Below are 26,049 nucleotides of genomic sequence, written 5' to 3' on the forward strand. Positions count from 1 at the left end.
GGCCATCATCATCATTCGTCGAAGCGCAGGTGGCGGACCGACTTGCCGTTGCGCCGGATAAGCTTAAGCGCCTCGATACCGATCTGGATATGGTTTTCCACGAACTGGGAGCTGACCTTGGCATCGGAGGCCTCGGTCTTGACCCCATCGGGGATCATCGGCTGGTCCGACACCAACAGCAGTGCGCCGCTGGGAATGTGGTTGGCGAAGCCAGCGGCGAACACGGTGGCGGTTTCCATGTCGATGGCCATGCAGCGCATCGCCCGCAGCCGCTCCTTGAACGCCTCGTCGTGCTCCCAGACCCGGCGGTTGGTGGTGTAGACGGTACCGGTCCAGTAGTCGTGGCCGAGATCACGGATCATGGTCGAGACCGCACGCTGCAGCGCGAACGCCGGCAAGGCCGGCACTTCCGGCGGCAGGTAGTCGCCCGAAGTGCCCTCACCGCGGATCGCTGCGATCGGCAGCACCAGGTCACCCAGCTGGTTCTTGCGCTTCAGGCCACCGCACTTGCCCAGGAACAGCACCGCCTTGGGCATCACCGCCGACAGCAGGTCCATGATGATCGCGGCATTGGGGCTGCCCATGCCGAAGTTGATCATGGTGATGCCATCGATGGTGGCGCTGGCCATCGGCCGGTCCAGGCCGATGACCGGGGCGCCGGTCAGCGCGGAGAAGGTGTGCAGGTAGCCGCCGAAATTGGTCAGCAGGATATGCTGGCCGAACTGGTCCAGCGGAACGCCGGTATAACGCGGCAGCCAGTTGTCGACGATTTCCTGTTTGCTCTTCATGCCCGGTCCGGTTCTGCAGGGGCGCCATTGTAGGCAACGCTGCGCCTGCCCTGCCACACAAAGAGAAGGGGCGGCCCAACGGCCGCCCCTCCTGGTTTCCCTGCGGGAGCCGGTGGCTTAGAAACGCACCGACCAGCGCAGGTTGGCACCGTGGTCGCGGCTTTCGTCGCCGAACTGGCCGCTGTAGCCCAGTTCCAGCTGCTGCTTGGCGGTCAGCCAGGCCGAGAGGCCCAGTTCGGCCACCACCGCGCTGTCGGCGATGGGTGCACCGTTGACCACGAAGCTGTCACCGCCGGTGGCAAAGCCCAGGCGGGCCGACGGGTTGCGGTCGCCGCTGGCGTGGCGGTACGCCACCGCGCCGCGCACGTGCAACCAGCTGTCCTGCTGGAACGAGGCCTTCAGGCCCTTGTCGAAGCGCACGCCGGCCGTGGCCAGGGTGGTGCGCACGTCGTCCACCGAACCCTGCAGGGCCGCAGCACCGCCACGCTCGTTCACGTGCTTGGTGTCCACTTCCACGCGGGCCACCTGCACGTACGGCTCCAGGCCAGCCTCGCGGCCACCGAAGCGGTAGGCCGCTTCGATGAAGGCCTGGCGGGTACGCGCGTCGTAGCGGGCGCTCAGGGTGTCGCTGTAACCGGCGAACGCCAGCTCACGGGTACTGTCCACATCGTGTTCGCTCCATGCCAGGCCGCCACGCAGGCCGAAACCGCCCCAGTTGTGGCTGGCGTAGGCGCCGAAGTGGGTGTTGTCCACCTTCGACCTCGCACGGCGCCCTTCGCCCTGCTTCACGTCGGTGCGGCCGGTACCGGCCAGCACGCCCACCTGCCAGCCGCCGAACTCGCGGTCGGCACCGACCAGCAGGCCGTTGCTGTTGGCTTCGGTGCGGGCGGTGTTGGTGTTGCCATCCAGCGTGGTGCTGCCGGCCAGGGCCTGCACCCACACACCGGTGGCGTCGCCGCCTTCGGCACCCGGTGCAGCGGCACCGGCACGGCGGGCCAGCGCGGCATCACGCACGTAGCGGCTGCCTTCCAGCAGGGCCGCGCTGGTGGCGGCATGCAGTTCGCCGCTGAGGCTGTCCAGTGCGCTGCCCACCTGTTCCGGGAACAGCATGGTCAGCGGACGCGGCAGGCCCTGGTTGACCGCCAGACCGTCGACCACGGTGGCCACGGCCAACTGGTTGGCGGTGGTGGCCGCGGTAGCCAGCGCGTTGCCGCGGGTCACTTCAATGCGCGCGCCGGCGGCGGAGTAGGCCAGGCCGAACTGCAGGAAGGGCGAGAAGGCGCTGAAATCGGTGCTGGCGAACCGACCGTTCACGCCGCCGTCGGCCTGGATGAAGTTGAACTGCTCGCCCAGGTAGTAGGTGCCCGGTTCCGGCAGCGCCACCAGGGTGCCGCCCAGGGTGGCGGTGCCGGTCACGTGCAGCTGGTCGCTGCGGCTGCCCGGGGCCACCTCGGCCTGGTACACGCCAGTGGCGGTCTGCACATAGTCACCGTTGATGGTGAGCGTGCCGATGGAGTTGCCCGGAGCGATGATGCCGGCCACGGTGGTGTTTCCCAGCTGGCCCACGCCCTTCAGCGTGCCCTTTTCACCCACGAAGGTGCTGCCGCCGGTCTGCACGCCGTTGAAGGACACCACGCCACCGGTGACGGTCAGGTCCGAGCCGTCCAGCACACCGGTGGCGGTGATGCGGCTGCTGCCGCCCAGGCTGTTCAGCGCTGTGTTCTGCAGGGTGCCGTTCAGCAGGAAGATTCCGCCGGTCACGTCCACGGCGCTGGTCAGCGTGTTCACGCCGTCCAGTTCCAGCACGCCTTCGCGCACCACCGCGCCGTTGAAGCTGTTGTCGCCGCTCAGGCGCAGCCAGCCGATGCCGCTCTTGGTCAGTTTGCCCGGGCCGCCGATGTCATTGGTCCAGTCGTCCCATGCATCACCTTCCCACACCTTCAGGCCGCCGGCCTTCTGGTTCATCACCACTTCGGTGTCCACGCGCAGCGAGCCGTAGCCTTCGACGGCCGCAGCCAGGTTCATCAGGCCCCAGCCGTAGACATCGTCCACGCCTGCAGCACCCAGGTCGGTGGCGGTGGTCAGCAGCACGTCGCGCACCTGCGCGCTGTCCAGGTACGGGAAGCGCTCGAACAGCAGGCCCAGCGCGCCGGTGACGTGCGGGGCGGCCATGGACGTGCCGCTCAGTTCCTCGTAATCGGACGACGGGGTCTGGCTGATGATGTCCACCACCAGGTTGCCATTGTCATCGTAGAAATCACCTTCGATCACCGAATCGGGACCGTACACGGTCGAGTTGATGTTCGAGCCGGGCGCGGCGAGGCACCAGTTCGCCGCCAGGCCACAGCGCATCGAGCGGTTGCTCAGCTCCAGGTCCTGATTGACGTTGACCACGGCCAGCCAGTACGGCTCGACGTCGGCGACGGCGCGCGGCAGCGAGGCATACATGCCGGCAATCGGCGCTTCTTCCGGCGAAGTGTTGGGCGAATCGGTGTTGCCAGCGGCCCATACCTGGATCAGTCCGCTGCTGCGCGAACCTTCGGCCATCGCAGCCAGACTGGCGGCGAACACCGGGTGCGACTGGTACATGTCCAGGTCTTCCGCTGTGGTCGGCTCGTTGGCCAGGCCCCAGCTGTGGTTGATGGCGCGCACACCCTGCTCGTTCATCTGCGCATACAGCTGCGGGTAGATCGAATCGTCGGCCTGGATGGCGGCGATGGTCTGTTCGTCCAGATACAGGGAACCGCCGATATTCACCACCGACAGGTAGGTGGCGCTGTTGGAGAACAGGCGGGCCACGCTCAGGTCGGCGCCGAAGGCAACACCGTGGGTGCCGTTGCCATCACGGTTGGCGGCGATGGTGCCCGACACGTGGGTACCGTGCACGTTGTAGCTCAGGCCTTCGTAGAAGCCATTGCGCTCCAGCAGATCGGCATAGTCCGGGTCGAGCAGCTGGTAGGACACGGCCACCTGGTCACCGTCGCTGGCGAAGCAGGCGTCCGGGCCACTCAGCACTTCGCGCGCGCACAGGCTGCCATCGGCCAGCACGTCGGCCAGATGGATGCTGCGGTGGTCCTTGCCGGCGAACTCGTCGTGGTCCAGGCCGGTGCCGCTGTCGAACACGCCCAGGCGGATGCCGGTGCCGGTCAGGCCGCGTGCGTAGGCCACATCGGCGTTGATCGCCTGCAGGCCCCAGTCGCTGTTGAATTCGGTGGTGCGCCAGCTGGCGGCATCACCCGGCTTGCCCATGATGGGTTCCGGATCGACTTCCACATCGGCGGCGGCGACGGCCAGCGACGGCGAAGCGGTGAGGACCGGTGCGGCAGACGCGGCCTGCAGGCTGCGCTGGAACTGGTAACGCGACAAGGCGTCTGCGTTGCTGTCCTGGGCCAGCGCCGGCAGAGCGGCGGCCATCAGCAGCGAGCCAACAATGGCCGAGGCCAGGGGTGAGGGGAGGATCGAGCGGCGGGAAGCGGTGGAGCGATACGACGGGAAGACAATCATCTGCAGTTACGTCCTTGATTCCTTGAAATATTTCAGGTGCAGCTCCGTCATGGAGCAATGGAAAGCACACCTCACGGCGGGTCAGCGCTCGCTGTCCCACCCGTTGGTAGCGGCAGGTGTCACAAAAAATTAATGCTTCGTTCAGAATTTTTGTATAGGAAAATCCCCACCCCTGCCCCTGCCCAAGGTCACTTGGCAAGTGGTATCGACGACGGATAGCGTCGGCGGATTCACGCGTGGGTTGGGGATCTCTGCATGGCATCGATGGTGTTGCGCGCCGCTCTTGGGCTGGCGCTGGTTTCGTTGAGCACGGCACCGGCAGTGGGCGCCTCGCGCTTCGTCGCCGATCCCTACCCCAGCACCTACCGGGCGCATCCCGATGCGCCGGTGCTGATCCAGAACGCCACCGTGCTCACCGGCACCGGCCAGCGCCTGGACAACGCCGACGTGCTGCTGCGCGAGGGCCGCATCGTCGCCGTGGGCCGCCAGCTGCAGGCCGATGCCGGGGTCACCCGCATCGATGCGCGGGGCAAGTGGGTCACCCCGGGCCTGATCGACGTGCACTCGCACCTGGGCGTGTACCCCAGCCCGGGCGTCGGCGCGCACAGCGACGGCAACGAGATGACCGCACCGGTCACCGCCAATGTCTGGGCCGAGCACTCGGTGTGGCCGCAGGACCCGGGCTTCGCTACAGCCCTGGCCGGAGGCGTGACCAGCATGCAGGTGCTGCCTGGCTCGGCCAACCTGGTCGGTGGCCGTGGCGTGACCCTGAAGAACGTGCCGGCCATCACCTACCAGGCCATGAAATTCCCGGGTGCTCCGTGGGGGCTGAAAATGGCCTGCGGCGAGAACCCGAAACGGGTTTACGGCGAAGGCAAGGGCGTCGCCCCAGCCACGCGGATGGGCAACGTTGCCGGCTACCGCGCCGCCTTCATCGATGCTGCCGACTACATCGCCAAGAACAAACCCAAGCCGGCCAAGCGCAAGGGCTGGTTCGGCAGCGACAAGGGCGACAGCGCCGGTGATGCCGGCGGCAAGCGCGATCTCAAGCTGGACACGCTGGCCGGCGCGATCGAAGGCGACATCCGCGTGCACATCCACTGCTACCGCGCCGACGAGATGGCCACCATGCTCGACCTGGCCAAGGAATTCGGCTTCAAGGTGGCGGCCTTCCACCACGGCGTGGAGGCCTACAAGCTGGCCGACCGGCTGGCCGCCGACGGCGTCTGCGGTGCGCTGTGGGCCGACTGGTGGGGCTTCAAGATGGAAGCCTTCGATGGCATTCCGGAGAACATCGCACTGGTCGACCGGCCGAAGAACAGCTGCGCCATCGTCCATTCCGATTCGCCCGAAGGCATCCAGCGCCTGAACCAGGAAGCGGCCAAGGTGATCGCCGCCGCGCGCCGCGCGCACATGCCGGAGATCACGCCCGAACATGCCATCACCTGGATGACGGCCAATGCCGCCAGAGCGCTGGGCATTGAAGGCCAGACCGGCACCCTGGAGGCCGGCAAGATGGCCGACGTAGTGGTCTGGAACGGCAACCCCTTCGGTTCCTACGCGCTGGCCGAACAGGTCTTCATCGACGGCCGCCGCCTGTACGACCGCAGTGCGCCGGCAGCGACGCCGCGTTCCGATTTCCAGCTCGGCCAGGAGGTGCACTGATGGGCGCGTTGAACAAGCGTCGCCGGGCATGGCTCGGCGCTACGGTCATGGTGCTGGCCTGCCTCTCCGCAGCCGCGCAGGCGCAGGACCTGCTGGTCCGCAACGCCACCGTACATACGGCCAGCGCGCGCGGCAGCCTGCAGCACGCCGATGTACTGGTGCAGGGCGGCATCATCCGCGCAGTCGGCAACGGGCTGTCCGCACCGGCCGGGGCCAACGTCGTCGAGGCCGATGGCCGCCCGCTGACACCCGCGCTGTTCGGGGGCATCACCGAGATCGGCATCGAAGAAGTCTCCGGTGAAGCGAGCACGGTCGACAGCACGCTGAAGATCGGCGAACAACCGTTGCGCCCCGAATTCGATGTCACCCTGGCCTACAACCCGGCCTCGGTGCTGATCCCGGTGGCGCGCCTGGACGGCATCGGCTTCACCGCCCTGGGGGCCGCCACCGGTGGCGGCTTCGTCGCTGGCCAGGGCGGTGTGATGCGGCTGGACGGCAGCGCCGATCCCCTCGGGCCGCGCGCGCTGTTCCTGCGCCTGGGGTCGGCCGCAGTGGAACTGACCGGGCATTCGCGTGCGGCGCAATGGATGCTGCTGCAGCAGATGGTGGACGAGGCGCGTGGCCAGGTCGCCGCGGACTCACCGCATGCGCTGCTGACCCCGGCCGGGCGCCGCACGCTGGGCCGCTACCTGGCCGGCCAGGGCCGCATCGTGGTGGAGGTGGACCGTGCGGCGGACATCCGCCAGCTGCTGCGCTGGGCCGCCCGCGAGAAGGTGAAGATCGCCATTGCCGGTGGCAGCGAAGCCTGGCAGCTGGCACCGGAGCTGGCCGCCGCGCAGGTGCCGGTGTTCGTCGACGTGCTGTCCAACCTGCCGGCCAGCTTCGACCAGATCGGTGCAACCCTGGAAAATGCGGCACGCCTGCAACGGGCCGGCGTGGCGGTCTCGTTCGTGCAGCGTGGCGACGCCTCGCACAACGCCCGCAAGATGCGCCAGCTGGCCGGCAATGCCGTGGCCAATGGACTGCCCTGGGCCGACGGCCTGGCCGGCCTGACCCGGGTGCCGGCCCAGGCGTTCGGTGTGGCCGACCAGATCGGCAGCATCGAGCCGGGCAAGCGTGCCGACCTGGTGCTGTGGGAGGGCGACCCGCTGGACGTGGCGCACTATGCCGAACAGGTCTGGCTGGGCGGCCGGGCGATGCCGATGCGCTCGCGCCAGACCGAGCTGCGCGATCGCTACCTGCTGCGCAACGCGCAGCCCTGACCGCATTGAAGGACACCACCATGGCCACCCTGCGCTGGTATTTCGACTTCGTTTCGCCGTACTCCTACCTGCATTGGCAGAAGCTGAAGCAGCTGCCCGAGTTCCCGCGGATCCAGCCGGTGCCGATCGCCTTTGGTGCCGTGCTGCATCACCTGGGCAACCTCGGGCCGGCCGAGATTCCGGCCAAGCGCCGCTTCATCTACCGCCAGCTGCTGTGGACCGCGCAGGCCGAAGGCACACCGCTGCGGTTCCCGCCGGGCCACCCGTTCAATCCGCTGTCTGCCCTGCGCCTGTGCCTGGCCGCGGGTGGCAGCGCACAGGCGGTGGACGTGCTGTTCGACTGGATCTGGCGCGACGGCAATGCCGCCGACAGCGCCGAGGCCCTGCGCGAACCAGCCGCGCGGCTGGGGATCGAGGATGTCGCCAGCGCCATCGCGACTCCCGCGGTCAAGGAGCAGCTGCGGAAGAACACCGAGGCCGCCATTGCAACCGGCGTGTTCGGCGTGCCGACCCTGGCCATCGATGGCGAACTGTTCTGGGGCAACGACGCCCACCCGCTGATGGCGGCGGTGCTGGCCGACCCGGATCTGCTGCGGCAGCCCGAATGGCAGCGCCTGGCCGAGCTTCCGGTGGCCGTGCAGCGCAGTCGCTGAACAGGGCGTGCCGCGTTTCCCTCGCGCGCCACGCCAGAATTTGAGATAGATTTCACATTTCCGAACCTACAACCGCCCTGGAGGGGGAGCCGCGGATGCGCATCGGAATCGTCGTCGACTCGGCCTGCGACCTGCCGCAGGACTTCATTGCCGAGCACAACATCGTGCTGCTGCCGATCACCGTACGGATCGGCGAAGCCGTGCTGGCCGATCATCGCGATGAGCAGGCCACCCTGAGCTTCCTGCACGCGCATGTGGCCGAACATGGCGCTGAAGCGGAAACCATCCCCTTCAGCGTCAACCAGATCCGCGACCTGTTCCTGCAGCAGCTGGTGATCGATTACGACCACGTGTTCTGCATGACCATCACCAAGACCCGCAGCCCGATCCACGACAACGCGCTGCAGGCCAGTTTCGCCATCCTCAACGATTACAAGCCGGTGCGGCAGGCAGCGGGCTACAACTCGCCGTTCGCGCTGCGCGTACTTGATACCCAGAACCTGTTCGCCGCGCAGGCCGTGACCGCGGTGGAGGCTGTCCGCCTGCGTGACAGTGGCGCCAGCGTGCAGCAGATCCGCGAACGGCTGGAAGAACTGGCCGGCAACGTGCACGGCTACATGATCACCCGCGACCTGTACTACATGCGCGCACGCGCGCGGCACAAGGGCGACCGCAGTGTCGGCCTGCTCAGCGCGGCACTGGGCAGTGCACTGGACATCAAGCCGGTGCTGCACGGCTACCGTGGCGAGACCGGGCCGGTGGCCAAGATCAAGGGCTTCGACAGCGCCGTGCAGAAGCTGTTCGCGGTGGTCGGCCAGCGCGTGCGTGCCGGGCTGATGACGCCGACGGTGTGCGTCAGCTACGGCGGCGAACTGGACGAGCTGCGCAGCCTGCCCGGCTATGCACAGATGAAAGAGGTCTGCGCCGGCCATGGCGTGACCGTGTACGAATCGGTGATGAGCCTGACCGGCATGGTCAACGTCGGCAAGGGCGCGGTCACCGTGGGATTTGCCGATGGGCCGCATCGGTTCGAATGAGCGCTGGCCACGGCAGGAATCTGCACATCGATTCCACCCCGACTGTGCCAGCCTTGCCGCACTTCAAGGAGAACTCCATGCCTGCGCAGTACCACATCAGCCTGCCCGATCCGTCCAAGGCCCGCGGCAACGACCCTGACCTGTCCTTCCATTCTCAGGGCGCCGCCGGTTTCGCCGAAGAGCTGCAGGATGCCCTGCGCAGCGGCACGCTGTTCGAACGCTGGAAGGCCAAGCAGCCCGACCCGGATGCGGTGGAACCGCAGTGGGGCGTGACCGACCCGGAGGCCACCGTGACCGGCGAGCAGAAGGACCTGCGCATCAACCTGGTCGCCACCACCCGCATCGACAGTGACGTGTTCAAGCAGCGCCTGCGCCTGCTGGCCGGCAGCCACTGGGAACTGCGCGATGTGCGTTGAGGCACCCGCCCGCCGGGCATGGCCCGGCGCTACCGTGCCCGTGTCGTGATCGAACCGGTGCCGATGACCATGCTCTGGTAGACGCCACCCTTGGTTGGCGCTCCAAAAAAACTGCCAACCAAGGTTGGCAACTACCGACGAACCGCCGGGCATGGCCCGGCGTTTCCCTATCGCTACCAGCCGCCACCGAGCGCGCGGTACAGCTCCACCCGCGCGATCGCGGCGGCGGCCTGGCTGTTGGCCAGCGCGGCCTGGTTGTCCAGCGCGATGCGCTGGGTGGTCAGCACGTCCAGCATGTCGACCACGCCGGCCTGGTACTGCCGGCGCGCCGCCCCCAGTGCCGTCTCGCTCTCATCCACCGCCACGTGCAGCTGCACCGTGCGCTGCTGCTCGGCACTGTAGCCGTCCATGGCGTCGTCCACCTCATGCCAGGCCTGCAACACGGTACGGCGGAACTGCAGGGCCGACTGTTGCTGCTGCAGCCTGCTCAGCGCGAGGTTCGCCTTCAGCCGCCCGCCCTGGAAGATCGGCAGGCTGATCGACGGCCCGATGCTGAAACGGTGCGCGTTCCAGCCATCCAGGTCATCCAGCTGCTTGGCCTGGAAGCCTGCGTCACCATTCAAGGTGATGCGCGGCAGGAAACTCGCCTTGGCCACGCCGATGCCGGCCGTTGCCGCATGCAGTGCCGCCTCGGCACGACGGATGTCCGGGCGACGCTCGGCCAGTTCACTCGGCAGACCCACCGCCACCGCTGGCAACGCCGGCCAGTCACGGCGTGCATCCTGCAGCTGCGCGTCCAGTGCCTGCGGCGGCTGTGCCAGCAGGAACGCCAGCGCATTGCGCAGCTGCGATTCGCGATGCCGCAGCGGCGCGATGCGCGCCTGCAGCGAAGCCACCTGCGCGGCCGCGCTGGACACCTGCAGCGTGCTGGCCACGCCCTGCCGCTGGCGCGCCTCGGTCAGCCGTTTGATGTCATGCGCGATGCTGAGGTTGTCCTCGGTGATCGCCAGCAGCTGCCGCGTCGCACGCAGCTGCAGGTAATCACGCGCGGTTTCCGCCAGCAGCGCGATGCGCACGGCGTGTGCATCCTCCTCGGCCATCTGCACGCGCGCGTCGGCCGCTTCCACCTGGCGCCGCACGCGGCCCCACAGGTCCAGTTCCCAGCCCAGGCCGATACCGGCCTGGAACAGCCCGTAGTCATCACGGCCGCCGTTGCCGGACGGATCATTCAGGCCCACCTCGCTGTTGCGTGCACGCACGCCACTGGTGCTCGCGCTGACGCTGGGCAGGCGATCGGCGGCGGTGATGCCGCGCGCGGTGCGGCTCTGCTGCACGCGGTTGGCGGCCAGCTGCAGGTCCAGGTTGGCCGCCAGCACCTGGTGGGCCAGCTGCCCCAGCAGCGGATCGTCGAAGCCGGCCCACCAGGCCGCGTCCTGATCGATGGCGTTGCCGGCGACAGCCCCACCCTGCCAGTGGCCGGGCAGTTCCGCCTGCGGGCGTACGAAGTCCGGGCCCATCGCGCAGGCAGCCAGGGCCGTGCACAGGCTGGCCGCAACGAAGGTGCGGAAAACGGTAATGGCGCTCATGCGCCCTCCCCGCGCTTGTGGCCCGGTCCGTGCTGCATGCTCTGCGCACGCGCGCGGCTGCCCAGGTCAACGCTGGCTTCCACCGACATGCCGGCACGCAGCTGGTCCAGCAGCGGCTGGCCCGGCTCCAGCACGATCTTCACCGGAATGCGCTGCACCACCTTGGTGAAGTTGCCGGTGGCGTTCTCTGGTGCGACTGCAGCAAAGGTGACGCCGGTGGCTGGTGCAATGCTGTCGATGTGCCCGCGCAGCGGCGTGCCCGGGAATACGTCCACCTTCAGTTCGACCTGCTGGCCGGCCTGCATGCGGGTCATCTGCGTTTCCTGGAAGTTGGCGACCACGAAGGCGCGCTTCAGCGGGACCACCGCAGCCACCGGCGTACCCGGGGTCAGGTAGGCACCGACGCGCACTGCGCGGCGACCGACCATGCCATCGATCGGCGCGCGCAGCACGGTGTGCGACAGATCCAGTTCGGCGCGTGCCTGTGCCGCTTCTGCACGCTGCACCGCCGCCTGTGCAGCCTGCACGCCCGCGCTGAGGATGTCGGTGCGCTGGCGTGCGGTCGACAGTGCGGCCTGGCCCTGCTGCAGATGCGCACTGGCCACGGCCTGCTTCGACTGCGCCTGCTGCGCGTTCTGCACGGTACCGGCGCCATCACGGGCCAGTTCGCGGTAACGCTGCTGGTCGGCACTGGCCAGGGTCAGTTCGGAACGGCTGACATCGACGCTGGCCCTGGCCTGCGCGATCAGCGAGTCCTGCTGGGCCAGTGCGGCCTGCGCATTGGCCAGCTGCGCACGGGCATTGGCAAGGTCGGCACGCGCAGCCTGCAGTGCCACCTGGTAGTCGCGGTCGTCGATGCGGGCAAGCACGTCACCGGCCTTCACCGACTGGTTGTCCTCTACCTCCACGGCACTGACGAAGCCGGCAATCTTCGGCGCTACCAGGGTGTAGTCGGCCACCACGTACGCATTGTTGGTGGTCTGGTGACCGCCATCGCGCAGCAGCAGCCACGCGCCGATGGCCAGGGCCAGCACGCCCAGGCCCAGGCCGGTGTTGAGAGGGGTTCGATTGATCGTCATGAGGGGTTCCTGCGAAAGGTTCAGGCCACGGCGCGTGGCGGATGGATGCGGGTGGGCATCCAGGCAATGAGGGGAATGAAGGCCAACGCCACCAGTGCGACCACCCAGTACAGGTCGGCCGAAGTCAGCGCCTGTACCTGTGCATGCAGGCGCGCGCCCAGCTGCGGGCCATCGGCCAGCCACGGTTGCTCGCCAAGGCGGTCGACCAGCACGGTGGAATGGAAATGACGGCGGCCCTGGGCGATGGCATCCAGTACGCCACCGGCGAGCACCGCAGCGAAGCCCTTGACCGTGTTGAACCAGGCCGAGGCAAACGGGCCATCCTGTGGCGCCAGGCCGCTGGTGGCCAGCATCAGCAGCGGCAGCACCGCCATCGGCTGGGCAAACACCTGCAGCAGCTGCACCCACAGGAAGTTGTCGCGGATCCAGGCCACGTCCAGGTGCGAGCCCAGCCAGCAGGCCAGTGCCAGCATCGCCAGGCCGGTGGCCTGCACCCAGCGGCAGTCCACCGCGCGGATGTTCAACAGGGCCGCCACCAGCGGCAGCGCGATCACCTGTGGCAGTGCCACCCACAGCAGCATCGGTGCGGTCTGCAGCGGCCGGTAGCCCTGCACGCTGGCCAGGAAGCCGGACGGGATCGAGATCACCGCCAGCAGCACGAACAGCACGCCACCCAGCGTGACCAGCGAGTAGCTGAGATTGCGATTGGCCAACAACTGCAGCTTGAAGAACGGCAGCGGGTGGAACCATTCGTTGATCATGAACAGCACCATCAGGCCGGCACCGCCACCGATCATCAGCGTGATCATCGGCGAATCGAACCAGTTCAGCCGCGGGCCCTGCACCAGGCCCAGCACCAGCAGCACCAGCGCCGGCAGGCCGAGCAGCAGCCCAACGCCATCGAACTGGGCGAAGCGTTCCAGCCGCAGCGGGTCCTGTGGCAGGCCCCAGCCGACCATCGCCATGGCGGCCAGGCAGTACGGCACGATCTGCCAGAACGCCCAGTGCCAGCCCACCTGCTCGACCCAGAACGCGGCCAGCGGCGTGCCCATGCTCGGGCCGAACGTCGCCGTCAACGCGTAGCCGGCCAGGCCGTACAGCTTGATGCCAGGCGGCAGGAAGCGCAGCGCCACGCTCATCAGCAACGGCGGCAGTGCACCGCCGCACAGGCCCTGCAATGCACGCAGCAGCAGGAACACCTGCAGGTTCGGGGCGAGCGGGCACAGCACGCCCAGCACCATGAAGCCACCGATCATCGCCAGCGCGAAACGGCGCAGCGAGAAGGTGGCGGCACACCACGGCGCGAAGGCCATCGCGCTGACCGACATCGCGCTGTAGAGGGCGACGATCCAGCTGCCGTCGTCGACGCTGAAACCCATCGCGCCACGGATGTCGGCCAGCGCGACCTTGGTGATGTTCTCGTTGAAGCCGGACACCAGCACCGCCAGCAGCACGCCACACAGGCCGACCAGAATGCGGCGATCGAGCCCGGGGGCGGCGGCAGGACGGGGCGCTGCGGCGGCCGGGACAGCGGCGGCCGGCGCACTCATCGCCAGGCGCCGATCCGTGCAGTGCACGGCATGTTGAGGGTCATTGGAATGCGCTCAGTGAAACTCCGGGGAGCGCAGTCTAGGGAGCCGGTACCCTGTGAAAAATGGCGTCGCCGGCATCCCAGGCGTGCGTCCAGCGCACGCCTGCGGGTCTCAGCGGTGGGCGTCCTCGACGCGCTCGCACATGGTCTTGATCGAACGGCGAAGCCACTGGTGCGCGGCATCGTTGTCCAGCCGCGGATGCCAGGCCTGCACGATGGCCGCGGTACGCACCGGGATCGGCAGCGGGAACAGGCGCAGCGGCAGGCGCATGCTGACGATCCGCTCCAGCATCACGCTTGGCATCTGCGGCAGGATCAGGTCTGATTCGGCCGCCGCGAAGATCGCACCGTGGAAGGTCGGGCTGATCAGCGCCACGCGGCGCTGCAGGCCGAGCGTGGCCAGGTCATCATCGATCGGCCCACGCGGCAGGCCACGGCGCGACACCGCGATGTGGTCACACGCGGCAAAGCGCTCTGCACTGATCTCCTCGTCGAACAGTGGGTGGTCCTCGCGCGCGGCGCCCATGAACGAGGTACTGAACAGGTTCTGCACCTTGGTATCGGGCGCATGCTTGCCGGCGGTGCTGATGTACAGGTCGATCCGGCCCTGCGCCATCGCATCATCGTCGGTATCGCCCTCGGGTACGAAGCGCAGCACCGCGCGCGGTGCCTGCTGGCGGAAGATCTCGCGCAGGCGACCGCCAAATCCACCGATGAAGACATCATTGGCGCGCACGCTGAAGGTTCGCTCGAGCACGCGCATGTCCACTTCACGACCGGCGTTGAAGACGCGGTGGGCCTGCTCGATCACATCGCGGACCTGCTCGCGCAGCTGCAGCGCGCGGGGCGTGGGCGCCAGACCGCGGCCGGCACGCACCAGCACCGGGTCACCCAGCGCAGTGCGGATCCGGCCCAGGGTGCGGCTCATCGCCGGCGCGCTCAGGTTCATCCGGCGCGCGGCGGCGGCCACGCTGCATTCGTCAATCAGCACGTCCAGTGCCAGCAACAGGTTCAGGTCCGGCAGGGGCATGACAGTCTCCAGTAAATCAGATGACTCTACGGCACTTGCAACCACCATGGATTGCGTTCGACGCATTCATTGACTGCCGCGCACGGCATGGGTGCGCGCGGTGACATCGGCGACCATCCCCGTCCTGCCAAGGAGACATCCATGTTCACTACCCTGCTGGTCGCCCTGGATGGAGGCCCCCAGCACGCACGCGTGCTGGACCTGGCCGCCGCCATCGCCGGCCCCCACAGCCGCCTGCACCTGCTGTGCGTGCTCGACCCCGAATTCGCGCTGGCGGCCGATGCCAGCGAAGCCGATCGCACCGAGTATCCGGAAGCCGCCCGCCAGCGCTCCCGCGCCGAGGCAGTATTGGCCGAAGCCCTGGCCGAACTGCGCGAGCGCGGCGTCGATGCCATCGCGCAGATCCCCTCCGGCGATCCCGGCGAAGTCATCAGCGAGCAGGCCCGGCGCCTGGAGTGCGACCTGATCGTCATCGGCCATCGCCACCTGTCCCGGCTGGAACGCCTGTTCGAACCCTCGATCGGGCAATGGACCATCGACCACGCGCCCTGTCCGGTGCTGGTGGAAACCCGCGACCCACAGCCCTAGCTGCCATGGCCTCCCGTTCCCCGTTGTTTCCCACCCGGGTCAACTACCGCGCCTTCGGTCGACAGTTCGGTCGGGGCGAACAGGCGCTGCTGGGCGCGATACGGCAGTTGCGCGACCCCGATCTGCAGGCCGATGGCCTTGCCCAGCTGAGCGGACTCGGGCTTGGCCAGGAGGGCTGCGACGCCTTCATCGGCCTGCTGCCGCTGCTGGCCACCCCCGCCGCTCCGATCGATCTGCTGCCGGCCGGCTCTCCCTTCATTGCCGCCAGTGAACTGGACCTGCTGGTCTGCCTGCTGCGCATCGCACAATGGCGGCATGCGCGGCCCCGCGAAGACGACACGCTGGCACCGTTGCGCCGGCAGCTGGCGCGCTGTGCAATGGCCGTGCAGGCGGCACGCCTGCCGTTGCGGCAGCGCTCATTGTCCCCGGTCGGGCTGAGGCTGCTCGAACCGACCGGCTGGTTGCGGCAGCGATAAGCCGTCGCGCCCCCCGTGTGATCGCATGCAGAGAGCTGCTCAGCAGTCCATCGTTCCGTGCGTGCTGCCCTCGTCATCCAGCACGTGCGCATGCAGGATCACCTGGTTGCGGCCAGCCCGCTTGGCGGCATACAGGCCGGCATCGGCGTCTGCCAGCAACTGATCGGCACTGGCCAGAGCCGGCGGATGCAGGTAACCCACGCCGATGCTGATACTGACCGATCCTTCCGGCAACGGCAGCGCTTCCACCGCCTGGCGCAGGCGCTCGGCCAGCGCCAGAACGCCCGACAGCGCGCTTCCGGGCACGATCACCGCAAATTCCTCGCCGCCATAACGTGCGACGCTGTCACCGGCGCGACCGGCGCTCGCCTTCAGTACCGCTGCCACGGCCTGCAGGCAGCGGTCGCCGGCGGGATGGCCGTGGCGGTCGTTGAAGGCCTTGAAATGATCGATATCCAACAGCAGCAGGCCCAGCTCGGTGCCACTGCGCCGTGCGCGATTCCACTCGGCCAGCAGCAGCGCGTCGAACTCGCGCCGGTTGGCCACGCCTGTCAGGCCATCCTGGCGCGCCAGCTGGTCCAGCGAGGCCTGCCGTTCCATCAGGTCCACCTGCAGCAGGATGCTGCGCAGGCCGAACCCCAGCGTCGCCACCACGAAACCGCTCACGGCCAGGGGCCGGGCATGGTCGACCACCAGGGTGCCCACCACCAGCAGCAGCAGCGGCAGGATCATCGGGCCCGCCGCCTGCACCGTGCGCGCCATCCGCGGATGCGGCGTCAGGACCCGCGCCGGTGCCTGGCTGAGTGCGAGCAGCGCCAGCAGCAGGAACGGCAGATCGATCAGCAGATCGGCATAGGCACCGAACGCATCACCGGAGGTGTAGTGGTTGATGTAATACGCCACCAACAGGTAGGTCGCCGCATACATCGCCAGCGCGCGGAAAAAGGTACGCCGCTCGGGAACGTCGCCGGCCAGCCAGCGCACCACCGCGAACACGGCGATGCACAGGTTCTGGATATCGAACATGCGTTGCATGTTGGACAACGCGTGGTCGTCGATGTCAACGCGGGCGGCGAACGACTGCGCGTGCACGAAGAACAGCACGCCCAGCAGCGCCGCCATGGCCGCATCGATCAGGCTGATGCTGACCCGTTCCCGGCGCGCCCTGGCCAGGATGAACACCAGGGGCACACCGTAGAGCACGTAAAGGAACAGGCTTGCGCGCGGGGTGAAATCGGCACGCCCGGCGCCCAGGGCGTCGATCATGTTGAACGCCATGCCGCCGGCCCACAGCAGCAGCGCCAATGCCGTGGCGCGCCACCCCAGTGCCGCGCGGTCGCGGCGGGCCCGCCACAGGCAGGCGGCCGCCGCCAGCAACGGGGCACCGGTCAGGAAAACGAAGGAGCCTACCCCGGCCGGACCAGGCCACAAGGCCAGCACCAGGCCATGGCACAGCACATACAGCAGCGCCAGCACTACCGGCATGCATCCCCCGATCCGCAAGGCCGTCTACGCGCACGATAGCGCGGGGCGACGCCACGAGGGTGTGATCCATCGCTGAAAAAGGGGACGGAGGGGATTAAGTCGTTTGCGGCACAGCGGCAAATGCGACTTAATCCCCTCCGTCCCCTTTTTCCCGGGGGCTCAGCCCTGCAGGGCGCGGGCGTGGTGGGCGATGTGCTCGCCGATGAAGCTGCCAATGAAGTAGTAGCTGTGGTCGTAGCCGGGCTGCAGGCGCAGGGTCAGCGGATGGCCGGCAGCGGCGCAGGCCTCCTGCAGGCGCTGCGGCTGCAGCTGGGTCTGCAGGAACTCGTCCGCCTCGCCCTGGTCGATCAGCAACGGCAGGCGCTCGCTGGCCGCGGCAATCAATGCGCAGGCGTCCCATTGCGCCCAGTCGGCCGGGTTGTCGCCAAGGTAGGCGTGGAAGGCCTTCTGCCCCCACGGAACATGGCTGGGCGCGACGATCGGCGAGAACGCCGACACGCTGCGGTAGCGCCCCGGATTGCGCAGCGCGATCACCAGCGCACCGTGGCCGCCCATCGAGTGCCCGCTGATGGCGCGTGCGCCGGTCGCCGGGAACTCCGCTTCGATCAGCGCCGGCAACTCGTGCACTACATAGTCATGCATGCGGAAGTGCTTCGCCCAGGGCGCACGGGTGGCGTTGAGGTAGAACCCTGCGCCCTTGCCCAGGTCGTAGCCTTCGGCATCGGCCACGTCATCACCGCGCGGGCTGGTATCAGGCGCGACAATGATCACGCCGTGTTCGGCCGCATAGCGCTGCGCGCCCGCCTTGGTGATGAAATTCTGCTCGGTGCAGGTCAGCCCGCTCAGCCAGTACAGCACCGGCAGCGTCTGCGTTTCCGCCTGCGGCGGCAGGTACACGGCGAACTGCATGTCGCAGCCCAGCGTGGTCGAATGATGGCGGTAGACGTCCTGCCAGCCGCCGAAACAGGCGCGGTGTTCAATGCGTTCCATGGTGCTCTCCTGCGCGGCGCGTCAGCGCACGCGTGCTTCTGGTAGATGCCGACCTTGGTCGGCTTATCCACGCCCGGCGTGGACGCCTTGGTTGATCAGTTCATCCAGCTGTGCCAGCAGGCGCAGCAACGATTCGACGCCAGGCTGGCCGTCCAGGTTGCGGTACGCCGCCACCGCCACGTCGCTGCGCGGTGGCCACTGGCCGTCGGCGCGGGCTTCGTGCAGGCGCGGCAGGAATACCTGTGCCAGCCAGTGCTCGAACGGCATTTCATCAATGCCGAAGGGCGAGTCCACCGCGCGCGGTGGACCCACGTCGCCCTCGACCCAGCCCAGCGCGCGCAGCGCCTGCTCGATCGGGTCGACCAGGGCCGCGCGTGGATCCTCCGCACGCGGCCTGCGCAGGGCGTCGAACCAGCCCACGCCGCGGCTCAGTAGTGGACCACCGAACGGATCGACTTGCCTTCATGCATCAGGTCGAAGGCGTCGTTGATCTTGTCCAGGTCCATGGTGTGGGTGACGAACGGGGCCAGTTCGATATCGCCCTTCATCGCATCCTCGACCATGCCCGGCAGCTGGCTGCGGCCCTTCACGCCACCGAAGGCGGTGCCCATCCACTTGCGGCCGGTCACCAGCTGGAACGGACGGGTGGAGATCTCCTGGCCCGAACCGGCCACGCCGATCACCACGCTCTGGCCCCAGCCACGGTGCGCGCATTCCAGCGCCGCGCGCATCACGTTGACGTTGCCGATGCACTCGAAGCTGTGGTCCACGCCCCAGGTCGTCATCTCGACGATGACCTGCTGGATCGGCTTATCGAAATCCTTCGGGTTGATGCAGTCGGTGGCGCCGAATTCGCGCGCCAGTTCGAACTTGGACGGATTGGTGTCCACCGCGATGATGCGACCGGCCTTGGCCTGGCGCGCGCCCTGGATCACCGCCAGGCCGATGCCGCCGAGGCCGAACACCGCCACGCTGTCGCCTTCCTGCACCTTGGCGGTGTTGTGCACCGCGCCGATGCCGGTGGTGACGCCGCAGCCGAGCAGGCAGACGTGTTCCGGGTTTGCTTCCGGATTGATCTTCGCCAGCGACACTTCGGCCACCACGGTGTACTCGCTGAAGGTCGAGCAACCCATGTAGTGGTACAGCGGCTCACCGTTGTAGCTGAAGCGGCTGGTGCCATCGGGCATCACGCCCTTGCCCTGGGTCGCGCGCACGGCCACGCACAGGTTGGTCTTGCCGCTCTTGCAGAACAGGCACTCGCCGCACTCGGCGGTGTACAGCGGAATCACGTGGTCGCCCGGCTTGACGCTGGTCACGCCCTCGCCCACTTCAACCACGATGCCGGCGCCTTCATGGCCCAGCACCACCGGGAACAGGCCTTCCGGATCATCGCCGGACAGCGTGAACGCATCGGTGTGGCAGACACCGGTGTGGGTGATCTTCACCAGCACTTCGCCCTTCTTCGGCGGGGCGACGTCGATCTCGACGATCTGCAGCGGCTGGCCGGGACCAAAGGCGACGGCGGCACGGGACTTCATGATGGACTCTCCAGAGACAGGCAATGACAGGATGGGCGGCGCCATGTTGCGCCGTCGTTTATTTCAGGTATGAACGGATCAACGCGCTCATGTCGCGCACGCGTTCAGCGCGTTGTTCATCGGAGGCGGCGGGTTGCCCGAACTCCTCGCGCAGATGGGCCTCCATCACCTCGGACATCAGGCCGTTGACCGCGCCACGGATGGCGGCAATCTGCTGCAGCACCGGCCCGCAGTCGGCGCCAGCTTCCAGCGCGCGGTCCAGCGCATCGCACTGGCCACGGATGCGGCGCACGCGGGCCAGGACCTTCTTCTTCTCTTCGGGGGAGTGCGGCATGATCAGGCCACCTCGAAACTATACTGGGGGATAGTATACACGGGCAACCATCCCGCTCAATCGTGCCGGTTCAATCGAACAAGCCCTCACCCGCCAGCCGCGCCAGCTCATCCACCACATAGCGCACCTTCGGCCGCAGGTGCCGGGTCGGTGGCCACAGCGCATGGATGTCGATATGCCGTTGCATGTGCGCATCCAGCACCGAGTGCAGCGCGCCGGATTCCAGATGTCGGCGTACCAGTGAAATGGGCATCTGGCAGATGCCCAGTCCTGCGATGGCCGCATCGATCACTGCGTCACCATCGTTGAGCTGGTAGGCCGCGTTCGGGATGAACGTTCCCTCGGCGTCATCACTGCCAATCCGCCACGCCACCGGTTGCCCATGGCGGAAGCCGACGATGCTGCGATGCTGCGCCAGTTCCTCCACGGTCGCTGGCACGCCATGCGCCTGCAGGTACTCCGGCGATGCGCAGGTGACCAGGCGCTGGCGACCCAGCCGGCGCGCGACCAGGTGCTCGGCCTGGTGCAACCCGCCGAAGCGGATCAGCAGGTCGATGCCCTCTTCGACTGGATCAACGAAGTGATCGGTGAAGGTCATCGTCAGTTGCAGGTCCGGGTACTGCCGGCACAGGCGCAGCAGCACGGGCAGCACCACCAGCCGCCCGAACGAGGACGGCATGTCGATGCGCAGCCGTCCGCTGGGCAGGCCGGCCGACCCCAGGCAGGCCTCGGCGGCGGAGATTTCTTCCAGCGCCGCCGCACACGATGCGTAGTACGCCTCGCCATCGGTGGTCAGCGCGATGCGCCGCGTGGTGCGGTGGAACAGGCGCACGCCCAGCCGCGCTTCCAGCCGGGCGATGGCCTTGCCCACTGCCGAGCGCGAGATGCCCAGCGCGTCGGCAGCCTCGGTGAAGCTGCCTGAGCGGGCCGTGGTAACGAAGGTCACCAGGCCATTCAACGATTCCAGCGGCAGCATCTATCACGCTCCATTGGGGACAAATAGTCCCGCGCCCGGGGAGATCGAAGCGCTTTATGCGTCCGCATGTCAACTCCATCCTGTGTGCATCGCGCCGCTGGCGCCTTCCCCCACACCCAGATGACCGACATGATCGCCGCCCTGTTCCGCCCCTTCGATCTGGCAGGCACCGCCCTGCGCAACCGCATCGCGATGGCCCCGATGACCCGCGCCCGCAACCCCGGTGCGGTCGCCAACGAACTCACCGCGCAGTACTACCGGCAGCGCGCCAGCGCCGGCCTGATCATCAGTGAAGGCACCCCGGTCTCGCCGCAGGGCCAGGGCTACATCGACGTCCCGGGTATCTGGTCGGCCGAGCAGGTGGCCGGGTGGAAGCTCGTCACCGAGGCGGTGCATGCCGCACAGGGCACGATCTTCGCCCAGCTCTGGCACGTCGGCCGCATGTCGCATTCCTCGCTGCAGCCCGACGGTGGGCAACCGGTCAGCGCCGGTACCCGCCCGGTGGCCAGCGCACCGAAGAACACCTCGTTCGTGTACCTGGACGATGGCAGCCGCGGCCACGCCGATCCCACCCCGGCACGTGCACTGGAGACCGCAGAGATCCCCGGCATCGTCGACGACTTCGTGCGCGGCGCAGAGAACGCCATCGCCGCCGGATTCGACGGCATCGAACTGCATGCCGCCAACGGCTACCTGTTCGAACAGTTCCTCAACCCGGTCATCAACCAGCGCGAAGATCACTACGGCGGCTCGCTGCCCAACCGCGCGCGCTTGATCCTGGACACCGTCGATGCGATGGCCCAGCGCATCGGTGCGCAGCGCATCGGCGTGCGCCTGGCACCGAACAATCTCACCTTCGACATGCCGTTCTACCCCGACAACGAGGCCACCTATCTGTACCTGGCCGAGGAACTGGGCAAGCGCGGCCTGGCCTATGTGCATCTCAACGACAACCAGCAGGCGGGCCAGTCGGTGCTGGGCGAGGCCTTCCTGCAGCAGTTCAAGCAGGCCTACGGTGGCACCGTGATCCTGGCCGGCGGCATGACCCGCGAACGCGCCCTGCAGCTGGTCGAGGCCGGCACCATCGACCTTGCCGCGTTCGGCCAGCCGTTCATCGCCAACCCGGATCTGGTCGAACGCCTGCAGCGCAACATCGCGTTGGCCACGCCCGACCGCAGCACCTATTACGGGGGCGGCGAGGCGGGCTATCTCGATTACCCGGCCGCAGGCTGATCCCGCACGGGGCCCGCACGGGGTCGGATCCCCTTCCAACGGAAAGGGCTCTGCCCCCTGTTCGGCGAACAAGGAGTCAGAGCCACGCTGCGCCCGGATCCGACCCCAGCCCTCAGGCGTCCTCGCGCACGTAGGCGAACGACTCGTCCAACCGCTCGAAGCCGATCACTTCAGCGACGATGGCCTGTGCCTCGTCTTCGCTGAAATTCCCTTCTTCAATATCGTCAACGCGGGCGAACAGCCGCTGCAATGCCGCGTACTGGTCGCCGCGCAGGAAGGAATGGTGAGTCTGCAGCCAGCGCTGCAGATTCCCGGCCAGCTCGCCGTGCGACAGCAGTGTGTACGGCCGCTGGTAGTCGGCAACCGCTTCGACCATCTTGCGGAACACGAAATCCTGGTAGCTGGCGGCCAGCACGTCGGCACGGTCGTCGTCATGCCACACCATCACCACCGGCGGTTCGCTGAAACCGGGCGCGTTGCTCCAGAAACAGTAACTGTCACCCGCGCCGGTCCGCGCAAAGGGCAGCAACTGCAGGTCAGTGCGCAGGGGATTGTAATGATCCTCCGCGGTCAGCTCCTGCCACGCCTCGAGCAGTTCATCGTGTTCCAACGGCTCATAGTCCTGGGCGTACAGCAGCACCGGCGGTTCTGCCTGCAGCGCCGGGAATACCACCTCGGACCATTCCGGATGGGGAGCACCCCAGCTCAACCGACCCGCTGCATGCAACTGCTTGAACAGGGGCGGGAAGGTCTGGCCGGTGGCCTGTTCGATGCCGGATAGCGCGCTCATGGATGTCCTTGTCGATCGAGACCGCCCAGCTTGCCCGAATCCGCGCAGGAGATGAACCGGCAGCACCACGCGGCAGGACTAGACTGCGACCACCGGATGCCGCCCATCGCTACCATGAACGCCACTGCCCACAGCTTCATCGTCAACATGGACGTGCCCGACCTGGCCGCCGCCGAAGACTTCTACATCCGGGCCTTCGGCCTGCGCATCGGCCGCCGTCTCGGCCCGGGCGCCGTGGAGCTGCTCGGTGGGCCAACGCCGCTCTACCTGCTGCACAACGAGGCCGGCAGCGCCGCCACGGAAGACGGCGACGTGCGCGACTACGAGCGTCATTGGACGCCGCTGCACCTGGACTGGGTGGTGGATGACATTGAAGCCGCGCTGGCACGTGCAGTTGCGGCCAGGGCGACACTCGAGCAGTCCGTGCGCGAGCGTCGCTGGGGACGCATCGCCGTACTGGCCGATCCGTTCGGGCATGGCTTCTGCCTGATCCAGTTCAGTGGCGAAGGCTACGATGCGCTGGTTGAATGACCGGCGCGCCGTTCACCACGGCAACGGCACTGCTTCGCCGTTGGCGCGCTCGCCGTAGTACAGCGAAGGCAGCAGCCGCGACAGGAAACTGAACTCCGTATAGCAGTGCCTGAGCAGGCCCAGGCCGACCGCGTCGCTGGCATCGCGACGCGGATCGGCGCTGTCCAGGCCGAGCACGAAGCGGCTGCGCAGCACGCAGCCAAACGGCGTATCGCGCGCCACATGCAGCATCTGCCCATCGCAGGGATCGCCCTGTACATCCAGACGCACGTGATCACCGAAGCCGATGCGCGCGGCGATCACCGCCGATACATGGCCTGCATCCTGTGCCGCCTGCAGGCGTTCGGGCACCAGCAAGGTGCGCGGGTCATGGAACTTCAGGCGCGCCGCCACCGGCGGAATGTCAGCGAGCGATTCCACCGCATGGATGCTGGCGCCGTGGTAGCTGCGCCCGCGCTGCCAGGCCGCGTCCCAGCCGCGATGCTCGACATGATCGACCGGATGCCACCAGCGGATGTGCTGGGTGGTCTCGAAGAAGGTGAACCACCAGTCCAGCATGCGGCCCTTGCAGCCGTGCAGATCGGTGCGCACCGCCACCAGCAGCGTGCCGTCTTCGCGGCGCTGGATGCCGGTTTCCAGATGCATCGGCGCCGGGTCCAGCAGATCGTGGTGGTCCAGCCAGGGGCGAGCGTTCACAGCGGTATCCATGGGGGTCTCCTACGGGTTGGGAGACCCGAAAATACGGAAACGCTTTCCGTTTCGCAATTAACCGGATGCGGTAAGATGGGCGCAATGAACAGCACCACCCTGCCCGCGCCCACATCACCGACCCGCCGCCGTGGCCGCCCTGCGCGACCGGAAGCCGAAGTCCGCCACGCGGTGCTGCAGGCGACGCTGGAGCTGCTGCTGGCACAGGGTTACGAGGCCACCACCATTGAAGCGGTGGCGGCGCACGCCGGGGTGGCGAAGAAGACCGTGTACCGCCATGCCAGCAACCGCGAGGAGCTGGTCGGGTTGGCGGTGCGTGAGTGGACCGACGGCTTCGCGCCACAGCTGCAGCGTGATGCGCGCAATGCCCAAGAGGTCGTGCCGTTGCTGCAGGACATCCTGCACGCGGTGTGCACGCAGGCGCTATCGGCGCAGGCGGTGCAGGTGTTCCGCCTGCTGGCCACCGATTTCCCCGGCAAGGACGCGCTGCTGCAGGCCTACCTCGACAACGGCATCGAACGCGGCCGTGCGCTGCTGGCCGACTGGCTGGCACGTCAGCAGCAGCGTGGACTGCTGCGCGAGGGAGATTCCGCATGCATGGCGCGGCTGATCCTGGCGATGGCCGTGGCCGAGCCGCTGCGCGAACGCGTGATCGGCGTGGTGGCCGAGGATGCGCCGGTGGAGATGCATCTGCGTGAGTGCGTGGCGTTGTTGGCGCCGGTGTTGCAAGGGCCGTAGCGTGGTGCCATCCACGCATGGCGTGGATCTACCGGCCGATGTCGATTCGTTGATCGGCAACGCCCTGCCCCGGCAGGTGCCGACCGTTGGTTGGCAATGGCCTGCCCCGGTGGGTGCCGACCGTTGGTCGGCACCACGTCATCCATCGCAACTCACTCGCGCAACATATCCACGAACGCACGCAACGCGCCCGGCATCTGCCGCTGCTTCGGGTAGTACAGCGCGAAGCCGGCAAACGGCTCGCTCCAGTCTTCCAGCACCGCCACCATCTGCCCCGATTCGATGTACGGCCTTGCCGTGTCTTCCAGCACGTACGCCAGGCCGATGCCATCCAGAACGGCGCGCACGATCGTGCCCTGCTCGCACAGGGTCAACCGCCCGGGCACGTCGATCTCCAGCGCCTGCCCATCGCGCTCGAACTGCCACTTGTACAGGTGCCCACTGGCGAAGCGGAAGCGGATGCATTCGTGCGCGGCCAGGTCGCGCGGATGCTGCGGTGCCGGCCGACGCCGCAGGTAGTCCGGCGAGCCGACGATCAGCCCGCGCAGTGGCGGCCCCATCGGCACCGCCACCATGTCCTCCGGCACGAACTCATGCAGGCGCACGCCGGCGTCGTAGCCCTCGGCGACGATGTCGACCAGGCCGTCATTTTCGGTCAGCTCCACCCGCACGTCGGGATGGGCGTGCAGGAAGCGCGCCAGCCTCGGCCCCAACTGGGTCGGTACCGCCGCGCGGGTGGCGTTGATGCGCAGCAGGCCGGCCGGGGCTGCGCGGAAGTGGTTCATTTCTTCCAGTGCGTCGTGCACCTGCCCCAACGCCGGCTGCAGGCGCTCCAGCAGGCGCTGCCCGGCCTCGGTCAGGGCCACGCTGCGGGTGGTGCGATGGAACAGGCCCACCCCCAACCGTTCCTCCAGCGCGCGGATCGCGTAGCTCACCGCCGAGGTCGACAGCGCCAGCTCGGCGCCGGCACGGCGGAAGCTGCGGTGGCGGGCGACCGCGGCGAACGCGGCCAGGTGGGAGAGGTTGTCAGTGGCCACGATTGTGCAGTTTC

Annotated in this window: 25 protein-coding genes; 10 read left to right on the forward strand and 15 right to left on the reverse strand. The window is 67.8% G+C overall.

The window, feature by feature from the left end; all coding sequences use genetic code 11:
• Window positions 1-11: 11 nt before the first annotated feature.
• The gene (locus tag AC5P56_RS00680; protein ID WP_005419211.1) at window positions 12-788 is read right to left on the reverse strand and encodes an AMP nucleosidase; all 777 of its coding nucleotides are present in this window, start codon (window positions 786-788) and stop codon (window positions 12-14) included.
• Window positions 789-905: 117 nt separating this feature from the next.
• Window positions 906-4,292 carry an autotransporter domain-containing protein gene (locus AC5P56_RS00685; RefSeq protein WP_126411351.1) on the reverse strand — a complete coding sequence of 1,129 codons (3,387 nt, stop codon included), beginning with the start codon at window positions 4,290-4,292 and terminating at the stop codon, window positions 906-908.
• A gap of 255 nt (window positions 4,293-4,547) precedes the next feature.
• On the opposite strand from AC5P56_RS00685, the gene AC5P56_RS00690 reads away from it, so the two are divergent.
• From AC5P56_RS00690 to AC5P56_RS00710, 5 genes are all read left to right on the forward strand, one after another.
• Window positions 4,548-5,957 (forward strand): amidohydrolase, encoded by a 1,410-nt coding sequence (locus tag AC5P56_RS00690; RefSeq protein WP_111205465.1) that lies wholly within the window; start codon window positions 4,548-4,550, stop codon window positions 5,955-5,957.
• The gene (locus AC5P56_RS00695; protein WP_014648375.1) at window positions 5,957-7,219 is read left to right on the forward strand and encodes an amidohydrolase family protein; all 1,263 of its coding nucleotides are present in this window, start codon (window positions 5,957-5,959) and stop codon (window positions 7,217-7,219) included. The genes AC5P56_RS00690 and AC5P56_RS00695 overlap by 1 nt, the downstream gene beginning before the upstream one ends.
• A 20-nt stretch (window positions 7,220-7,239) precedes the next feature.
• Complete coding sequence (locus AC5P56_RS00700) at window positions 7,240-7,872, forward strand: 2-hydroxychromene-2-carboxylate isomerase (protein ID WP_126411353.1); 633 nt, start codon at window positions 7,240-7,242, stop codon at window positions 7,870-7,872.
• A gap of 95 nt (window positions 7,873-7,967) precedes the next feature.
• The gene (locus tag AC5P56_RS00705) at window positions 7,968-8,909 is read left to right on the forward strand and encodes a DegV family protein (RefSeq protein ID WP_032956590.1); all 942 of its coding nucleotides are present in this window, start codon (window positions 7,968-7,970) and stop codon (window positions 8,907-8,909) included.
• 77 nt (window positions 8,910-8,986) lie between these two features.
• The gene (locus tag AC5P56_RS00710) at window positions 8,987-9,325 is read left to right on the forward strand and encodes a hypothetical protein (protein WP_005410998.1); all 339 of its coding nucleotides are present in this window, start codon (window positions 8,987-8,989) and stop codon (window positions 9,323-9,325) included.
• 173 nt (window positions 9,326-9,498) lie between these two features.
• Here the strand turns inward: AC5P56_RS00710 and AC5P56_RS00715 are convergent, their stop codons facing one another.
• The 4 genes from AC5P56_RS00715 to AC5P56_RS00730 form a co-directional block, all read right to left on the reverse strand.
• A complete protein-coding gene (locus tag AC5P56_RS00715) occupies window positions 9,499-10,911 on the reverse strand; it encodes an efflux transporter outer membrane subunit (protein WP_495231390.1) in 1,413 nt (470 codons plus the stop codon).
• A complete protein-coding gene (locus AC5P56_RS00720; protein WP_014648379.1) occupies window positions 10,908-11,990 on the reverse strand; it encodes an HlyD family secretion protein in 1,083 nt (360 codons plus the stop codon). The genes AC5P56_RS00715 and AC5P56_RS00720 overlap by 4 nt, the downstream gene beginning before the upstream one ends.
• Before the next feature lie 20 nt (window positions 11,991-12,010).
• Entirely contained in the window at window positions 12,011-13,540 is a 1,530-nt protein-coding gene (locus tag AC5P56_RS00725; protein WP_495231391.1) for an MFS transporter, read from the reverse strand.
• A gap of 153 nt (window positions 13,541-13,693) precedes the next feature.
• Window positions 13,694-14,611, reverse strand: a complete 918-nt coding sequence (locus AC5P56_RS00730; protein WP_014648381.1) for a LysR family transcriptional regulator — start codon at window positions 14,609-14,611, stop codon at window positions 13,694-13,696.
• A gap of 141 nt (window positions 14,612-14,752) precedes the next feature.
• On the opposite strand from AC5P56_RS00730, the gene AC5P56_RS00735 reads away from it, so the two are divergent.
• The gene (locus tag AC5P56_RS00735; protein ID WP_046432504.1) at window positions 14,753-15,199 is read left to right on the forward strand and encodes a universal stress protein; all 447 of its coding nucleotides are present in this window, start codon (window positions 14,753-14,755) and stop codon (window positions 15,197-15,199) included.
• A 5-nt stretch (window positions 15,200-15,204) separates the two neighbouring features.
• Window positions 15,205-15,675, forward strand: a complete 471-nt coding sequence (locus AC5P56_RS00740; RefSeq protein WP_262224743.1) for a hypothetical protein — start codon at window positions 15,205-15,207, stop codon at window positions 15,673-15,675.
• Window positions 15,676-15,714: 39 nt separating this feature from the next.
• Here the strand turns inward: AC5P56_RS00740 and AC5P56_RS00745 are convergent, their stop codons facing one another.
• The 6 genes from AC5P56_RS00745 to AC5P56_RS00770 form a co-directional block, all read right to left on the reverse strand.
• The gene (locus AC5P56_RS00745; RefSeq protein WP_049408786.1) at window positions 15,715-17,160 is read right to left on the reverse strand and encodes a GGDEF domain-containing protein; all 1,446 of its coding nucleotides are present in this window, start codon (window positions 17,158-17,160) and stop codon (window positions 15,715-15,717) included.
• 159 nt (window positions 17,161-17,319) lie between these two features.
• Window positions 17,320-18,150, reverse strand: a complete 831-nt coding sequence (fghA, locus tag AC5P56_RS00750; RefSeq protein ID WP_197574884.1) for an S-formylglutathione hydrolase — start codon at window positions 18,148-18,150, stop codon at window positions 17,320-17,322.
• 63 nt (window positions 18,151-18,213) lie between these two features.
• Complete coding sequence (locus tag AC5P56_RS00755) at window positions 18,214-18,570, reverse strand: YqcC family protein (RefSeq protein ID WP_164166482.1); 357 nt, start codon at window positions 18,568-18,570, stop codon at window positions 18,214-18,216.
• A gap of 8 nt (window positions 18,571-18,578) precedes the next feature.
• Complete coding sequence (locus AC5P56_RS00760; RefSeq protein ID WP_032960685.1) at window positions 18,579-19,688, reverse strand: S-(hydroxymethyl)glutathione dehydrogenase/class III alcohol dehydrogenase; 1,110 nt, start codon at window positions 19,686-19,688, stop codon at window positions 18,579-18,581.
• Window positions 19,689-19,746: 58 nt separating this feature from the next.
• On the reverse strand, window positions 19,747-20,022 hold the full coding sequence (gene frmR / locus AC5P56_RS00765) for a formaldehyde-responsive transcriptional repressor FrmR (RefSeq protein WP_005411009.1): 276 nt from the start codon (window positions 20,020-20,022) through the stop codon (window positions 19,747-19,749).
• 70 nt (window positions 20,023-20,092) lie between these two features.
• Entirely contained in the window at window positions 20,093-20,998 is a 906-nt protein-coding gene (locus AC5P56_RS00770) for a LysR family transcriptional regulator (RefSeq protein ID WP_046432481.1), read from the reverse strand.
• A 129-nt stretch (window positions 20,999-21,127) separates the two neighbouring features.
• Between AC5P56_RS00770 and AC5P56_RS00775 the strand changes: the two genes are divergently transcribed.
• Window positions 21,128-22,231 (forward strand): alkene reductase, encoded by a 1,104-nt coding sequence (locus AC5P56_RS00775; protein WP_049408792.1) that lies wholly within the window; start codon window positions 21,128-21,130, stop codon window positions 22,229-22,231.
• A gap of 112 nt (window positions 22,232-22,343) precedes the next feature.
• Here the strand turns inward: AC5P56_RS00775 and AC5P56_RS00780 are convergent, their stop codons facing one another.
• Window positions 22,344-23,021, reverse strand: a complete 678-nt coding sequence (locus tag AC5P56_RS00780; protein WP_075076355.1) for an SMI1/KNR4 family protein — start codon at window positions 23,019-23,021, stop codon at window positions 22,344-22,346.
• A 114-nt stretch (window positions 23,022-23,135) separates the two neighbouring features.
• On the opposite strand from AC5P56_RS00780, the gene AC5P56_RS00785 reads away from it, so the two are divergent.
• Window positions 23,136-23,552: a VOC family protein gene (locus AC5P56_RS00785; protein ID WP_495231392.1), complete on the forward strand. Its 417-nt coding sequence runs from the start codon at window positions 23,136-23,138 to the stop codon at window positions 23,550-23,552.
• A gap of 12 nt (window positions 23,553-23,564) precedes the next feature.
• On the opposite strand, the gene AC5P56_RS00790 is transcribed toward AC5P56_RS00785, so the two are convergent.
• Window positions 23,565-24,260 (reverse strand): DAPG hydrolase family protein, encoded by a 696-nt coding sequence (locus tag AC5P56_RS00790; protein ID WP_495231393.1) that lies wholly within the window; start codon window positions 24,258-24,260, stop codon window positions 23,565-23,567.
• A 75-nt stretch (window positions 24,261-24,335) separates the two neighbouring features.
• Here AC5P56_RS00790 and AC5P56_RS00795 point away from each other — a divergent pair, with 75 nt between their 5' ends.
• Window positions 24,336-24,998, forward strand: a complete 663-nt coding sequence (locus AC5P56_RS00795; protein ID WP_049440662.1) for a TetR/AcrR family transcriptional regulator — start codon at window positions 24,336-24,338, stop codon at window positions 24,996-24,998.
• A 152-nt stretch (window positions 24,999-25,150) separates the two neighbouring features.
• Here AC5P56_RS00795 and AC5P56_RS00800 read toward each other — a convergent pair whose 3' ends face one another.
• Window positions 25,151-26,035: a LysR family transcriptional regulator gene (locus AC5P56_RS00800; protein WP_014648394.1), complete on the reverse strand. Its 885-nt coding sequence runs from the start codon at window positions 26,033-26,035 to the stop codon at window positions 25,151-25,153.
• Window positions 26,036-26,049 lie beyond the last annotated feature (14 nt).

It is taken from the genome of Stenotrophomonas sp. YJH_SMC_131, assembly GCF_059367975.1.